12 protein-coding genes and 1 rRNA gene are annotated in these 15,116 nt (G+C 60.3%); 9 read left to right on the top strand and 4 right to left on the bottom strand.

The window, feature by feature from the left end; translation table 11 throughout:
* Positions 1–56 precede the first annotated feature (56 nt).
* The 3 genes from PSH84_RS08175 to aptA form a co-directional block, all read right to left on the bottom strand.
* Positions 57–1,587, bottom strand: a 16S ribosomal RNA gene (locus PSH84_RS08175).
* A 623-nt stretch (positions 1,588–2,210) separates the two neighbouring features.
* Entirely contained in the window at positions 2,211–3,704 is a 1,494-nt protein-coding gene (locus PSH84_RS08170; protein WP_305482556.1) for a CoA-acylating methylmalonate-semialdehyde dehydrogenase, read from the bottom strand.
* A 72-nt stretch (positions 3,705–3,776) separates the two neighbouring features.
* Positions 3,777–5,126 carry an omega-aminotransferase AptA gene (gene aptA / locus PSH84_RS08165; RefSeq protein ID WP_060739305.1) on the bottom strand — a complete coding sequence of 450 codons (1,350 nt, stop codon included), beginning with the start codon at positions 5,124–5,126 and terminating at the stop codon, positions 3,777–3,779.
* 122 nt (positions 5,127–5,248) lie between these two features.
* On the opposite strand from aptA, the gene PSH84_RS08160 reads away from it, so the two are divergent.
* From PSH84_RS08160 to PSH84_RS08135, 6 genes are all read left to right on the top strand, one after another.
* A complete protein-coding gene (locus tag PSH84_RS08160; RefSeq protein WP_122567196.1) occupies positions 5,249–6,169 on the top strand; it encodes a LysR family transcriptional regulator in 921 nt (306 codons plus the stop codon).
* A 188-nt stretch (positions 6,170–6,357) separates the two neighbouring features.
* Positions 6,358–7,008 (top strand): TetR/AcrR family transcriptional regulator, encoded by a 651-nt coding sequence (locus PSH84_RS08155; RefSeq protein ID WP_122567197.1) that lies wholly within the window; start codon positions 6,358–6,360, stop codon positions 7,006–7,008.
* Positions 7,009–7,015: 7 nt separating this feature from the next.
* The gene (locus tag PSH84_RS08150) at positions 7,016–7,597 is read left to right on the top strand and encodes an IMPACT family protein (protein ID WP_122567198.1); all 582 of its coding nucleotides are present in this window, start codon (positions 7,016–7,018) and stop codon (positions 7,595–7,597) included.
* Positions 7,598–8,125: 528 nt separating this feature from the next.
* Complete coding sequence (locus tag PSH84_RS08145) at positions 8,126–9,679, top strand: ABC transporter ATP-binding protein (RefSeq protein ID WP_305482554.1); 1,554 nt, start codon at positions 8,126–8,128, stop codon at positions 9,677–9,679.
* 11 nt (positions 9,680–9,690) lie between these two features.
* The gene (locus PSH84_RS08140) at positions 9,691–10,797 is read left to right on the top strand and encodes an ABC transporter permease (RefSeq protein WP_305482552.1); all 1,107 of its coding nucleotides are present in this window, start codon (positions 9,691–9,693) and stop codon (positions 10,795–10,797) included.
* On the top strand, positions 10,797–11,723 hold the full coding sequence (locus PSH84_RS08135) for an ABC transporter permease (RefSeq protein ID WP_122567201.1): 927 nt from the start codon (positions 10,797–10,799) through the stop codon (positions 11,721–11,723). Before PSH84_RS08140 ends, PSH84_RS08135 begins: the two co-directional genes overlap by 1 nt.
* Before the next feature lie 89 nt (positions 11,724–11,812).
* Here the strand turns inward: PSH84_RS08135 and PSH84_RS08130 are convergent, their stop codons facing one another.
* Entirely contained in the window at positions 11,813–12,241 is a 429-nt protein-coding gene (locus tag PSH84_RS08130) for a hypothetical protein (RefSeq protein ID WP_305469579.1), read from the bottom strand.
* Positions 12,242–12,322: 81 nt separating this feature from the next.
* On the opposite strand from PSH84_RS08130, the gene PSH84_RS08125 reads away from it, so the two are divergent.
* The 3 genes from PSH84_RS08125 (at position 12,323) to PSH84_RS08115 (ending at position 15,013) form a co-directional block, all read left to right on the top strand.
* Complete coding sequence (locus PSH84_RS08125) at positions 12,323–12,673, top strand: MerR family transcriptional regulator (RefSeq protein WP_122567203.1); 351 nt, start codon at positions 12,323–12,325, stop codon at positions 12,671–12,673.
* Between the two features lie 25 nt (positions 12,674–12,698).
* Positions 12,699–13,385: an SDR family oxidoreductase gene (locus tag PSH84_RS08120; RefSeq protein ID WP_122567204.1), complete on the top strand. Its 687-nt coding sequence runs from the start codon at positions 12,699–12,701 to the stop codon at positions 13,383–13,385.
* A gap of 269 nt (positions 13,386–13,654) precedes the next feature.
* Positions 13,655–15,013, top strand: a complete 1,359-nt coding sequence (locus PSH84_RS08115; RefSeq protein WP_122567206.1) for an 8-oxoguanine deaminase — start codon at positions 13,655–13,657, stop codon at positions 15,011–15,013.
* Positions 15,014–15,116: the final 103 nt, after the last annotated feature.

Raw genomic sequence — 15,116 nt, 5'->3', positions numbered from 1 at the left:
CTTCAATGAATCAAGCAATTCGTGTGGGAGCTCATGAAGCAGCTGCGGTCGTCGATTAAGGAGGTGATCCAGCCGCAGGTTCCCCTACGGCTACCTTGTTACGACTTCACCCCAGTCATGAATCACACCGTGGTAACCGTCCCCCCGAAGGTTAGACTAGCTACTTCTGGTGCAACCCACTCCCATGGTGTGACGGGCGGTGTGTACAAGGCCCGGGAACGTATTCACCGCGACATTCTGATTCGCGATTACTAGCGATTCCGACTTCACGCAGTCGAGTTGCAGACTGCGATCCGGACTACGATCGGTTTTGTGGGATTAGCTCCACCTCGCGGCTTGGCAACCCTCTGTACCGACCATTGTAGCACGTGTGTAGCCCAGGCCGTAAGGGCCATGATGACTTGACGTCATCCCCACCTTCCTCCGGTTTGTCACCGGCAGTCTCCTTAGAGTGCCCACCATTACGTGCTGGTAACTAAGGACAAGGGTTGCGCTCGTTACGGGACTTAACCCAACATCTCACGACACGAGCTGACGACAGCCATGCAGCACCTGTCTCAATGTTCCCGAAGGCACCAATCCATCTCTGGAAAGTTCATTGGATGTCAAGGCCTGGTAAGGTTCTTCGCGTTGCTTCGAATTAAACCACATGCTCCACCGCTTGTGCGGGCCCCCGTCAATTCATTTGAGTTTTAACCTTGCGGCCGTACTCCCCAGGCGGTCAACTTAATGCGTTAGCTGCGCCACTAAGAGCTCAAGGCTCCCAACGGCTAGTTGACATCGTTTACGGCGTGGACTACCAGGGTATCTAATCCTGTTTGCTCCCCACGCTTTCGCACCTCAGTGTCAGTATCAGTCCAGGTGGTCGCCTTCGCCACTGGTGTTCCTTCCTATATCTACGCATTTCACCGCTACACAGGAAATTCCACCACCCTCTACCATACTCTAGCTCGACAGTTTTGAATGCAGTTCCCAGGTTGAGCCCGGGGCTTTCACATCCAACTTAACGAACCACCTACGCGCGCTTTACGCCCAGTATTCCGATTAACGCTTGCACCCTCTGTATTACCGCGGCTGCTGGCACAGAGTTAGCCGGTGCTTATTCTGTCGGTAACGTCAAACACTAACGTATTAGGTTAATGCCCTTCCTCCCAACTTAAAGTGCTTTACAATCCGAAGACCTTCTTCACACACGCGGCATGGCTGGATCAGGCTTTCGCCCATTGTCCAATATTCCCCACTGCTGCCTCCCGTAGGAGTCTGGACCGTGTCTCAGTTCCAGTGTGACTGATCATCCTCTCAGACCAGTTACGGATCGTCGCCTTGGTGAGCCATTACCCCACCAACTAGCTAATCCGACCTAGGCTCATCTGATAGCGCAAGGCCCGAAGGTCCCCTGCTTTCTCCCGTAGGACGTATGCGGTATTAGCGTCCGTTTCCGAGCGTTATCCCCCACTACCAGCAGATCCTAGGCATTACTCACCCGTCCGCCGCTCTCAAGAGGTGCACACCTCTCTACCGCTCGACTTGCATGTGTTAGGCCTGCCGCCAGCGTTCAATCTGAGCCATGATCAAACTCTTCAGTTCAAACATCTTTGGGTTTTGAGAAAACCCTAAACTGGCTCAGCAATCGTTGGTTACATCTTTGATTTCTCGCGGAGTAACTTGTGATGCTGATAATCTGTTGACTAGCAGCCTGACTCCACAAGCCCCACACGAATTGCTTGATTCAGTTGTTAAAGAGCGGTTGGCTGAGTCTTTCGTCTCAACCGAGGCGCGCATTCTACAGCGCCCCGTGTATCTGTCAAGCGGTTATTTTTAGAAGTTTTCAAAGTTTCCTTATCAACTTCAACCACTTGCGCTTCCGATCTCTCGTTAGCGGGAGGCGAATTCTACAGCGTTACTCGCTGCTGTCAACACCTCTTTTTCACCGCTTTCGACCGAGAAGATCGAACCGCTGATAGAGCCAAACAACACCGCTCTATCTGCTCCTTCCAGGCTTCGATGAACTGAAGCCAAACCCCTTCGAAACTTACTTAACTCATTGAATCTCAAGAAGTTTTCCGTTTCGACTGCGCCGGAAGTGGGGCGAATTATAGACGTCCAGAATCTGCCGTCAACACCTATTTTCACAATTCTGTCACATCAGCCAAAAAGCCCCATAAACACAGAGGCCGGCGCCCAAGGACGCCGGCCTCTTCACTGACCGATTACAAGCTAGGGAAAGCGAACTGTGAAGCCTCATGGCTGGCACGTTGCGGCCAGCGCTGGGTAATCGCCTTGCGACGGGTATAGAAACGCACGCCGTCCGGGCCATAGGCGTGCAGGTCGCCGAACAGCGAACGCTTCCAACCGCCAAAGCTGTGGTAGGCCACAGGCACCGGCAATGGAACGTTGACGCCCACCATGCCGACCTCGATCTCGTCGCAGAACAACCGCGCCGCTTCGCCGTCGCGAGTAAAGATGCAAGTGCCGTTGCCATACTCGTGATCGTTGATCAACTGCATCGCCTCTTCCAGGCTGTTGACCCGGACGATGCACAGCACCGGTCCGAAGATCTCTTCCTTATAGATACGCATCTCCGGTGTCACGCGATCAAACAGGCAGCCACCCAGGAAGAAACCTTCCTCATGCCCGGCCACGCTCAAACCACGACCATCGACCACCAGCGAAGCACCCGCCGCCACACCGTCTTCTATATAGCCGCTGACTTTGTCGCGATGCTGCCCCGTCACGAGTGGCCCCATGTCCAACCCGCAAGACGTACCTGCACCGATTTTCAGCGCCTTGATCTGCGGCACCAACTTGGTTACCAGCGCATCCGCCACTTGGTCGCCAACACACACCGCCACCGAAATCGCCATGCAACGCTCACCACATGAACCGTACGCCGCGCCCATCAGCGCACTGACGGCGTTGTCCAGATCGGCATCCGGCATCAGCACCGCATGGTTCTTCGCCCCACCCAGCGCCTGGACGCGTTTGCCACGTCGGGTCCCCTCGGCATAGATGTATTCGGCAATCGGCGTCGAACCGACAAAACTCAGTGCCTTCACTTCCGGCGCTTCGATCAGTGCGTCCACCGCAGCCTTGTCGCCATGCACCACGCTCAGTACACCCTTGGGCAAACCGGCTTCCAACAACAACTGGGCGATCAGCAGCGTCGAACTCGGGTCACGCTCGGACGGTTTGAGAATAAAGCAGTTACCGCAGACGATCGCCAGCGGATACATCCACAGCGGCACCATCGCCGGGAAGTTGAACGGGGTGATACCTGCCACCACGCCCAAAGGCTGGAAGTCTGACCAGGCGTCGATGTTCGGGCCGACGTTACGGCTGTATTCGCCCTTCAGAATTTCCGGCGCGGCACAGGCGAACTCGACGTTTTCGATGCCACGCTTGAGCTCACCGGCTGCGTCTTCCAGCGTTTTGCCGTGTTCTTCACTAATCAACTGGGCAATACGCGACTCGTTCTGCTCCAGCAATTGCTTGAAACGAAACATCACCTGCGCGCGCTTGGCCGCGGGCGTATTGCGCCAGGCCGGGAAAGCCGCCTTGGCAGCGTCGATGGCTTGCTGGATGGTCGCGCGATCAGCCAACGGCACCTTATGGATGGCCTGGCCAGTGGACGGGTTGAACACATCGGCGGTGCGAGCGCTGTCGCTCAGCAGTTCGCCATTGATCAAATGCGGGATGAGGCTCATGGGGGACTCCAGAATTATCCACAGGCGCCCGTGACCGGACGCCCGCTATCGAAAGCTATAGAGAAGGACGCGTCAGTCGAGCTTGTTCAGCACTTCACCGACCGCATCGAACAGGCGATCCAGGTCCTGCGGTTTGCTGTTGAACGTAGGCCCGAACTGCAGGGTGTCGCCGCCGAAGCGCACATAGAACCCGGCTTTCCACAACGCCATGCCGGCCTCGAACGGACGCACAATGGCATCGCCATCGCGCCCGGCGATCTGGATCGCGCCGGCCAGGCCATAGTTGCGAATATCGATGACGTTCTTCGCGCCCTTCAAACCGTGCAACGCATTCTCGAAATGCGGGGCGATCTCGGCCACGCTCTGCACCAGGTTTTCCTTCTGCAGCAGGTCCAGCGCTGCCAAGCCGGCCGCACAGGCCACCGGGTGCGCCGAGTAGGTGTAGCCGTGGGGGAACTCCACTGCGTACTCAGGCGTCGGCTGGTTCATGAAGGTCTGGTAGATCTCGCTGCTGGCAATCACCGCGCCCATGGGGATCGCGCCATTGGTAACTTGCTTGGCGATGCACATCAGGTCCGGCGTCACGCCAAAACTGTCGGCACCGAACATCGAACCCGTGCGGCCGAAACCGGTAATCACTTCGTCGAACACCAAGAGAATGCTGTGCTGGTCGCAGATTTCCCGCAGGCGCTTGAGGTAACCCTCAGGCGGCACCAGCACGCCGGCCGACCCCGCCATCGGTTCGACGAACACTGCGGCGATGTTGGACGCATCATGCAGCTCGATCAGCTTCAGCAACTCATCGGCCAGGGCGATGCCACCCTCTTTCGGCATGCCACGGGAATAAGCGTTGCTGGCCAGCAAGGTGTGGGGCAAGTGATCGACATCCATCATCGCCTGGCCGAACAGCTTGCGGTTGCCGCTGACACCGCCGAGGCTGGTGCCGGCGATGTTCACGCCGTGATAACCACGGGCACGCCCAATCATCTTGGTCTTGGTCGCCTGGCCCTTGAGACGCCAGTAGGCACGGACCATCTTCACCGCGGTGTCGGCGCACTCGGAGCCGGAATCGGTAAAGAACACATGATTGAGATTGCCCGGGGTCAGGCTGGTGATTTTTTCTGCCAACTGGAAGGACAGCGGATGACCGTACTGGAAGCCCGGCGAGTAATCGAGGGTGCCCAGTTGCTTGGCGACCGCTTCCTGGATTTCCTTGCGGGTGTGCCCGGCGCCGCAGGTCCACAGGCCCGACAGCGAGTCGTACACCTTGCGACCCTTGTCGTCCACCAACCAACTGCCTTCGGCCGCGACGATCAGGCGTGGATCGCGCTGGAAATTGCGGTTGGCGGTGTAAGGCATCCAGTGAGCATCAAGCTTGAGCTGGCTGGCCAGGGAACCGGCAGCGTGTTCGGGCATGTTCATCGACAAAACCTCGCAGGTCATAAGCGACAGGGGATCGAAAGCGTTCTTGCAGCTAAGTTGCCACGGCGATAAAGTCGGTGAAATCCAACTTTTGTAACCTTCAGTCGGTGGATCACTAAACTATGAGCACTCGTCGTCCCGATCCACTGGCCCAGGTCAGCGACTTTGATATCCGTCTGCTGCGCATTTTTCGCAGCGTAGTGGAATGTGGTGGGTTCTCCGCGGCGGAAACCGTGCTGGGCATCGGCCGCTCGGCCATCAGCCAGCAGATGAGCGACCTCGAACAACGCCTCGGTTTGCGTCTGTGTCAACGCGGGCGCGCGGGCTTTTCCCTGACCGAAGAAGGGCGCGAGGTGTACCAGTCGGCGTTGCAGTTATTGAGCGCGCTGGAAAGCTTTCGCACCGAGGTCAACGGCCTGCACCAGCATTTGCGCGGAGAGTTGACCATCGGCCTGACCGACAACCTGGTCACCCTGCCCCACATGCGCATTACCCACGCCCTGGCGCAATTGAAAGAACGCGGGCCCGACGTGCAGATCCAGATTCGCATGATCGCCCCCAACGAAGTCGAGCAAGGCGTGCTCGACGGGCGCTTGCATGTCGGCGTGGTTCCCCAGGCCAGCGCGCTGTCCGGGCTGGAATATCAACCGCTGTACAGTGAACGATCGCTGCTGTACTGCGCGGTCGGGCATCCGCTGTTTTATGTCGATGACCAACAGCTTGAAGACGCTCGCCTCAACAGCCAGGATGCCATCGCCCCCACGTTCCGCCTGCCGGCCGAGATCCAGGCCCACTACCAGGCGCTCAATTGCACCGCCAGTGCATCGGACCGCGAAGGCATGGCGTTCCTGATTCTCACCGGGCGCTACATCGGTTACCTCCCCGATCACTACGCCAGCCTCTGGGTCCAGCAAGGTCGGTTGCGGGCCTTGAAACCTGCGGCACGGTTCTATGACCTGAGCCTGGCGTCGGTCACGCGCAAGGGCCGCCGGCCTCACCTGGTGCTGGAGAGTTTTCTCGAGAGCCTGGCGGCAACCCGCTGAGCTCCTCCGCCCTTTGCTCGCGATGGCGATAGGTCATCCACATCACCGCTGACTGACTAACCGCTATCGCGAGCAAGCTCGCTCCCACAGGTGTTTAGCTGGCTTTTAGTGTGATGGCACTTGTCGGATCGATGCCGGTGCGCTATCAACGCAGTTGCTTGCCCCACAGACCCAGCCCGGAAACGCCCATGACCTTTGAAGTCCCTGCCCACAGTGGCAAGCCCACCAGTCGCATTCGTCAAAAGAACGAAGAGACGATCCTCAAGGCCGCCGAAGATGAATTCGCTCGCCACGGGTTCAAAGGCACCAGTATGAACGCCATCGCCCTCAAGGCCGGGCTGCCCAAGGCGAACCTGCATTATTACTTCACCAATAAACTCGGCTTGTACGTAGCGGTGCTGAGCAACATCATCGAATTGTGGGACAGCACCTTCAATACCCTCACCGCCGAGGATGATCCAGCCGAAGCCTTGAGCCGCTACATCCGCGCCAAAATGGAGTTCTCTCGTCGCCAACCCCAGGCATCGCGGTTGTTTGCCATGGAAGTGATCAGCGGTGGCGAATGCCTGACCGAGTACTTCAACCAGGATTATCGCGCCTGGTTCAATGGCCGGGCGGCCGTGTTCCAGGCCTGGATCGACGCCGGCAAGATGGACCCGATCGACCCGGTGCACCTTATTTTCCTGTTGTGGGGCAGCACCCAGCATTACGCCGACTTCGCCACCCAGATCTGTCGCGTGACCGGTCGCAGCAAGTTGACCAAGCAAGACATGATCGACGCGGGTGACAATCTCATCCGCATCATTCTCAAGGGCTGCGGCCTGACACCCACTCTTTAAGATCGCCATGCCCTTTACCCTTGCCGGTTTTTGCGAGTACCGCGAAGAAATTCGCAAAAGCCGCTTCATCACCTTCGCCGCGCCCATCACCAGCCCCGCCGATGCCCAAGCGTTCATCGAGCAACACAGCGACCTGGATGCCACGCACAATTGCTGGGCCTGGAAACTCGGTGACCAATACCGCAGCAACGACGATGGCGAGCCAGGTGGCACCGCCGGGCGGCCGATCCTGGCCGCGATCGAAGCCCAGGCCTGCGATCAAGTCGTGGTGCTGGTGATTCGCTGGTACGGCGGAATTCAACTGGGCACCGGCGGGCTCGCCCGGGCTTATGGCGGCGGCGCGAACAAATGCCTGCAAAACGCCGAAAAAATCGAATTGATCAGCCGCGTGCCGCTGCACTGTAGCTGCGGATTCGCCGAACTGCCCCTGGTGAAACTGCGCGTCGCCGAGTGCGGCGGGCTGGTGAATGAAGAACACTTCACCGCCAATGGCGTGGACCTGCAATTGGCCGTGGGTGAAGCCCACATCGAAATCTTGCAAAGGCAACTGGCCGGCCTGAGCCGTGGACGGATCCTGTTGGAGCGTTGAGGTTCGCAACCTTTCAGGGCATCGCGCAATCGTTCAACTTGCCCACATCCACTGTGCACCCGACTGTGGATAACCTGAGCACATCCCTCTGTAACCCTTCTGTCATGCGGGTTTCAGAGGGTTGTTCATTTTTTGTCCAAAGCCCTGCCCATCCAACAAATCCATCCGTAAAACAAACGCTTGCACAGGGTTATCACCTTTAGAAGAAAGCCCCACAGTGCTTATGCCCGAGTTTTCGGCTTGCGCACAATAACTGTGGAGCAACCTGTGGATAACCCGTTCATGGCTCCTCCCGCCCCAACAAGATCATGGCTCGCGGCCGCTTGTTCAATTTTTAACCACCCATTTCAGGGCAAACCTATGCCTGCGTAAAACTTGCGCGCTCCAACCCGGTGCAGAATTTTCCAATCGCAGTTGCCCAGCCCCTATGCAAGGGCCCTAGCGCCCAGACCCAAGGCGATTTCCTGACCTTATGGCCAGGAAATTGCTTTATCCACAGGCATTCCTGTCCATCGGCCCGAGCCTGTCATGTCCAACCCCGACTCCACCGCGCGCCTGCAATTGCGCAAGATCAGCAAACGCTACCCTGGTTGCCTGGCCAACGACGCCATCGACCTGAGCATTCAGCCCGGCGAGATCCACGCCCTGCTCGGCGAAAACGGTGCGGGTAAAAGCACCCTGATGAAGATTATCTACGGCGTTACTGCTGCCGATTCGGGTGAAGTGATCTGGCAAGGCCAGCGCGTCAACCTGCGTAACCCGGCCCAGGCTCGCAGCCTGGGGATCGGCATGGTGTTCCAGCATTTCTCGCTGTTCGAAACCCTTACCGTTGCGCAGAACATTGCCTTGGCGATGGGCGCGACAGCCGGTTCGCCAGCACAGCTGGAATCTCGAATCCGCGACGTTTCCCAGCGCTACGGCATGGCGTTGGAACCGCAGCGGCTGGTCCACAGCCTGTCGATTGGCGAGCGCCAGCGGGTAGAGATCATTCGCTGCCTGATGCAGGACATTCGGCTATTGATTCTTGATGAGCCGACCTCGGTGCTCACGCCCGCGGAAGCCGAAGAACTGTTTGTGACCCTGCGCCGCCTGGCGAGCGAGGGGTGCAGCATCTTGTTCATCAGCCACAAGCTCGGAGAAGTGCGCGCGTTGTGCCACAGCGCCACGGTGCTGCGCGGCGGACGGGTTTCGGGGCATTGCACCCCGGCGCACTGCTCGGACCGGGAGTTGGCGCAATTGATGGTTGGTGAAGCCGCCGGACTGATCACGGACTACCCAAAGGTCAGCGCAGACAAAGCCTTCCTGAACATCAACAAGCTGTCCTGGCACAACCCGGACCCGTTCGGCTGTTCGTTGCGGGACATTGACCTTGAGGTTTGCAGCGGCGAAATCGTCGGCATCGCCGGGGTGGCGGGCAACGGCCAGGACGAATGGCTGGCGTTGCTCAGCGGAGAAACTCCGCTTGCCCGCCAGCAAGGCGAAACGATCCGATTCGACGGACAACCTGTCGCACACCTGCGCCCCGATGCCCGGCGTCGGCTCGGACTGGCATTCGTCCCCGCCGAACGCCTGGGTCACGGCGCCGTGCCGCAATTGAGCCTGGCGGATAACGCCTTGCTCAGCGCTTTCCAACAGGGCCTGGTCAGCCATGGGCTGATTCGACGCCGTCAGGTCGAACACCTGGCCGAGGAAATCATCCGCCGCTTTGGCGTGAAAACACCCGACACCCGAACTCCGGCACGCAGCCTTTCGGGGGGCAACTTGCAGAAATTCATTCTCGGCCGGGAAATCCTCCAACAGCCAAAACTGCTGGTGGCCGCGCACCCGACCTGGGGCGTGGATGTCGGTGCGGCGGCGACCATCCATCGCGCCCTGATCGCCCTGCGCGATGCGGGCGCGGCCATTCTGGTGATCTCCGAAGACCTCGACGAACTGTTCCAGATCAGTGACCGCCTCGGTGCCTTGTGCGGCGGACGCCTGTCGGCCTTGCGCCCCACAGTCGAGACCCGCCTCAGCGACGTCGGCGGCTGGATGGCCGGCCAGTTCGACGCCCCTCAATCCCCTGCTCCCGCGCCGGTTTAACGGAGTTTTACATGCTGCTTTCTCTCGAACCTCGCGGCCAGCAATCGCGCCTGATGCTCTGGTGCTCGCCGCTATTGGCCGCCGTGTTGACCCTGGGCTGTGGCTCGCTGCTGTTTATCGCCCTGGGACATGACCCGGTGCAAACGCTGTACACCCTGTTGATCGCCCCGATCAGCGACCTGTACGGCGTGTCCGAATGGCTGGTCAAGACCTTGCCGATCCTGTTGTGCGCCCTCGGCCTGGCAGTCGCTTATCAGGCGCGAATCTGGAACATCGGCGCCGAAGGCCAACTGCTGCTGGGTGCCCTGGCCGGCAGCGCCTTGGCCGTGAACATCATCGGCATGCAAAGCCGCTGGGCATTGGTGTTGATCCTGCTGACCGGCACCCTGGCCGGGGCGGCCTGGGCCGGACTCACGGCGTGGCTGCGCACGCGTTTCAATGCCAACGAGATCCTGACCAGCATCATGCTCAATTACATCGCCCTGAACCTGCTGCTGTTTTGCGTTCACGGGCCGTTGAAAGATCCGGCGGGCTTCAACTTCCCGGAGTCGGCGATGTTCGGCGAGGCCAGTCGCCTGCCGTTGCTGCTGGAGGACGGTCGCATCCATGCCGGGCTGTATTTCGCCCTGCTGGCGCTGGTGGCGGTGTGGGTGTTGCTGCAGAAAAGCTTCGTTGGCTTTCAGATCAAGGTGCTGGGCCTCGACGCCCGCGCCGCCGGTTTCGCCGGCTTTCGTCAGAAGCCGCTGGTATGGCTGGCGCTGTTGATCAGCGGCGCGCTGGCCGGGCTGGCCGGTGTTTGCGAAGTGACCGGGCCGATCGGCCAACTGGTGCCGCAGGTGTCGCCGGGCTACGGCTATGCGGCGATTACCGTGGCGTTCCTCGGGCGTCTCAATCCCATCGGCATTCTGTTTGCCAGCTTGTTGATGGCCTTGCTGTATATCGGCGGCGAGAGCGCGCAGATGTCCTTGAACCTGCCCCAGGCGATCACCCAGTTGTTCCAAGGGATGATGCTGTTTTTCCTGTTGGCCTGCGACGTGCTGATCCTCTACCGGCCACGCCTGAACCTGCGCTGGACCCGGCGCGCCCGAACCACTGCGGTACAGGCAGGAGCCCTGTGATGGACATCGACCTGTTGAGCAATATTTTCTACGCCATGGTCCGCTGCGGCACACCACTGCTGCTGGTGGCCCTGGGTGAATTGGTCTGCGAAAAAAGCGGCGTCCTCAACCTGGGCCAGGAAGGCATGATGCTGTTCGGCGCGGTGATCGGTTTTATCGTCGCGTTCAACAGCGGCAACCTCTGGCTCGGCGTGCTGCTGGCGATGGCCGCCGGGATGCTGTTGTCGGCATTGTTCGCGCTGGTGGCGCTGGTGTTCAACGCCAACCAGGTGGCCACCGGGCTGGCGCTGACGATTTTCGGCGTGGGCCTGTCGAGCTTTGTCGGGGCGGCCTGGGTCGGCAAACCGTTGGCGGGTTTCGAACCGCTGGCCATTCCCTACCTGAGTGACATCCCGTTGATCGGGCGGATGCTGTTTGCCCAGGATCTGCTGGTTTACCTGTCCTTCGCGCTGTTTGCCCTGGTGGCGTGGGTGATCATGAAAAGCCGCGCCGGATTGATCATCCAGGCCGTCGGCGAGAACCCCGATGCCGCCAGCGCCATGGGCCTGCCGGTGTTGCGGGTGCGGACCCTGGCGGTGCTGTTTGGCGGCGCCATGGCCGGGTTGGCCGGCGCCTATCTGTCGCTGGCCTACACGCCAATGTGGGCCGAGAACATGAGCGCCGGGCGTGGCTGGATCGCCCTGGCGCTGGTGGTGTTCGCCAGTTGGCGGGTGTGGCGCCTGCTACTGGGCGCCTACCTGTTCGGCCTCGCCAGCATCCTGCACCTGGTGGCCCAGGGGTTGGGGCTGGCGATTCCATCGAGCCTGCTGGCGATGCTGCCGTATGCCGCGACCATTATGGTGCTGGTGCTGCTGTCCCGGGATGCCGTGCGCACCCGGTTGTATGCGCCGGTATCGCTGGGGCAGCCTTGGCAGGCGGGGCATTGAGATAGACCGCGGCGTACCTATCGCGGGCAAGCCTTGCTCCCACAGATTTTCATATGAGTCCCACAGATGCTCATGAGCCCCACAGACTTTCAGTGACCTGTGGGAGCAAGGCTTGCCCGCGATGAGGCCCGAACAGGCAACACCTGAACCAGCCCCCATACCACCTCGAAAAACAGGAAAACCCACAACACCGCATTGGCCCCATGAAGCAATGCATACAGCATCCAGGTCGCAAACAAAAACCGCCCCACCGCGTCATAGCGCCCATACAGCGGCTGCGGATCCCGAATTCGCAGCACCGCCCACACGCAGACAATCGAGCCCAGCAAATTCACCATCAGCAGATGCGCCGGCGCAAATGGCGGCAGTTCTCCAGGCAGGTCAAATAGCTGAGTCATGCTCATCAACACACCATGCAGCGCCGCAAAGCTCCACGGCGTAGCCAGCGCGGCCGACACGATCAGGTCGTACCAGGCGCTGCCGCGCACCACCCGGCGATATTGCATTGAAGTCCACATACCTTTGCTCCAGATAATTGGGGGAGCGAAGAGGCTAAAGCCTGGGGTATGCTCCAAGGTCAAGTCTTCTGGAGTTCCACAATGCGCATCGGTGAATTAGCCCAGGCCTGCGCCGTCAGTCGAGACACCCTGCGTTTCTACGAACAGCGGGGCCTGATCGCAGCGCAGCGCAGCGCCAACGGCTATCGCCACTACCCCGCCGATATGGTGCAACTGGTGCTCTACATCAAGACGGCCCAGCGCCTGGGCTTTACCCTGAGCGAAATCGGCAACAGCGTCGCCGCCCTGTGGCAGGCGCAGGATCCTGACTGCGCCGTAGCGCAATTGCTGCAAGACAAGCTGAACCTGATCGAAACCCGCATGACCGAACTCGACGCGTTGCGTCACGAGCTGAAACAACGGCTCGGGCAACGTTGTCCATTGAACCCGTGACCTTTTTCTTTCAAGGATGCCCCTCATGACTTCGGCAAGAAACGCATTGATCATCGGCGCCTCCCGGGGCCTGGGCCTCGGCCTGGTGAAGACGCTGCTCAGCGATGGCTGGAACGTGACCGCCACCGTGCGCAACCCGCAGAACGCAGAAGCTTTGAAGGCACTGGGCCCGGTGCGAATCGAAAAGCTCGACATGGACGATCAGCAAGCCGTCATCGCCCTGAGCCAACAGCTCAAGGGCGAGACCTTCGACCTGCTGTTCGTCAACGCCGGTGTCAAAGGCCCGGACAACCAGAACCCGGGCGGCGCGACGCTGGCGGAAGTCGGCCAGTTGTTCTTCACCAATGCCGTGGCCCCGATCAACCTGGCCCAACGCTTCGTCGGCCAGATCCGCGATGGCAGCGGCGTGCTGGCGTTCATGAGTTCGGTGCTGGGCAGCGTGACCATGCCCGACGCGCCGGAACTGGCGCTGTACAAGGCCAGCAAGGCGGCGCTCAACTCAATGACCAACAGCTTTGTCAGCCAGTTGGGCGAGCAGTCATTGACCGTGCTGTCGCTGCACCCGGGCTGGGTGAAGACCGACATGGGCGGTGAAGGCGCGGAAATCGATGTCGAGACCAGCACCCGTGGCTTGATTGATCAGGTCAATGCCTTCGCCGGCAAGGGTGGGCATCACTTCGTCAACTACAAAGGCGAGACAATTCCCTGGTAAACACCCCGATACCCTGTGAAACACCAATAACCCTGTGGGAGCGAGCTTGCTCGCGATAGCGGACTGACATTCAATATTTGTATTGACTGACCCACCGCTATCGCGAGCAAGCTCGCTCCCACATTTTTGATCTCGGCGGACTCTGGAAAACTGCAACATAACCTGAGTAAACTCCGCACCTCGCCCTATCCAACGGGCGACCCTGGATCAGCAGACAGGGCATCACTGAGCTGGCTAACCTGAACCCACTTTCAGAGGAGCCGGCCACCATGCCTGCGACCCGTACCTGGTTAAAAAATCCCCTCGCCATTTTCACTGCCAACGACCTCGATGCCCGTGGCGGTCTCGTCCTGCAGGACGGTGTGATCGTCGAGCTGCTGAGCGCCGGCCAGCAACCCGCCCTACCCTGCGACCACATCTTCGACGCCCGCGAGCATGTGATCCTGCCGGGGTTGATCAACACCCATCATCACTTCTACCAGACCCTGACCCGCGCCTGGGCGCCGGTGGTAAACCAGCCGTTGTTCCCGTGGCTGAAGACCCTCTACCCGGTGTGGGCGCGGCTGACCCCGGAAAAACTCGCCCTGGCGAGCAAAGTGGCCTTGGCCGAGTTGCTGCTGTCGGGCTGCACCACGGCGGCCGACCACCATTACCTGTTTCCCCAGGGCTTGGAACAGGCCATCGACGTACAAGTGCAAAGTGTCCGTGAACTGGGCATGCGCGCGATGCTGACTCGCGGCTCCATGAGCCTGGGTGAGGCCGACGGTGGTTTGCCGCCGCAGCAGACCGTGCAGCAGGGCGAGGTGATTCTCGCCGACAGCCAGCGCTTGATCGCCGAGTACCACGAACGCGGCGACGGCGCACAGATCCAGATTGCCCTGGCGCCCTGCTCACCTTTTTCGGTCACGCCCCAGATCATGAGCGCCAGTGCCGAACTGGCGGAAAAACTCGACGTACGCTTGCACACGCACCTGGCCGAAACCCTCGATGAAGAAGCGTTCTGCCTGCAACGTTTCGGCCTGCGCACCGTGGATTACCTGGACAGCGTCGGCTGGCTCGGCCCACGTACCTGGCTGGCCCACGGTATTCATTTCAACCCGGATGAAATCGCCCGACTCGGCGCCGCCGGCACCGGCATCTGTCACTGCCCAAGCTCGAACATGCGCCTGGCCTCGGGCATTTGCCCGACCCTGGAACTGACTGCCGCCGGCGCTCCCGTGGGCTTGGGCGTAGACGGTTCGGCGTCCAACGATGCCTCGAACATGATCCTCGAAACCCGTCAGGCGCTGTACATCCAGCGCCTGCGCTACGGCGCGCCAGCGATCACGCCGGCGCGCGTACTGGGCTGGGCGACCCGGGGCTCGGCGCAACTGCTCGGGCGCAGCGATATTGGCGAATTGGCGGTGGGCAAGCAGGCCGACCTGGCGCTGTTCAAGCTCGATGAGCTGCGCTTCTCCGGCAGCCACGACCCGGTCTCGGCCCTGCTGCTGTGCGGCGCGGACCGGGCGGATCGGGTGATGATCGGCGGGCAATGGCGAGTGATCGACGGGCAGGTCGAGGGGTTGGACTTGAAGGGCCTGATTGCCGATCACAGCCAGGCGGCGCGGGAATTGATCGCCGGCACCTGACCGGACGCCATCGCGGGCAAGCCTTGCTCCCACAGGCTCGCGGCGAGGCTGCCTGCATAAACACCCACCCTTCACTGTGGGAGCAAGGCTTGCCCGCGATGCT

It is taken from the genome of Pseudomonas beijingensis (assembly GCF_030687295.1).
GTDB lineage: Bacteria > Pseudomonadota > Gammaproteobacteria > Pseudomonadales > Pseudomonadaceae > Aquipseudomonas > Aquipseudomonas beijingensis.
The sequence above is the reverse complement of the archived record's forward strand: the minus strand, read 5'-3'. Positions and strand labels throughout refer to the sequence as shown.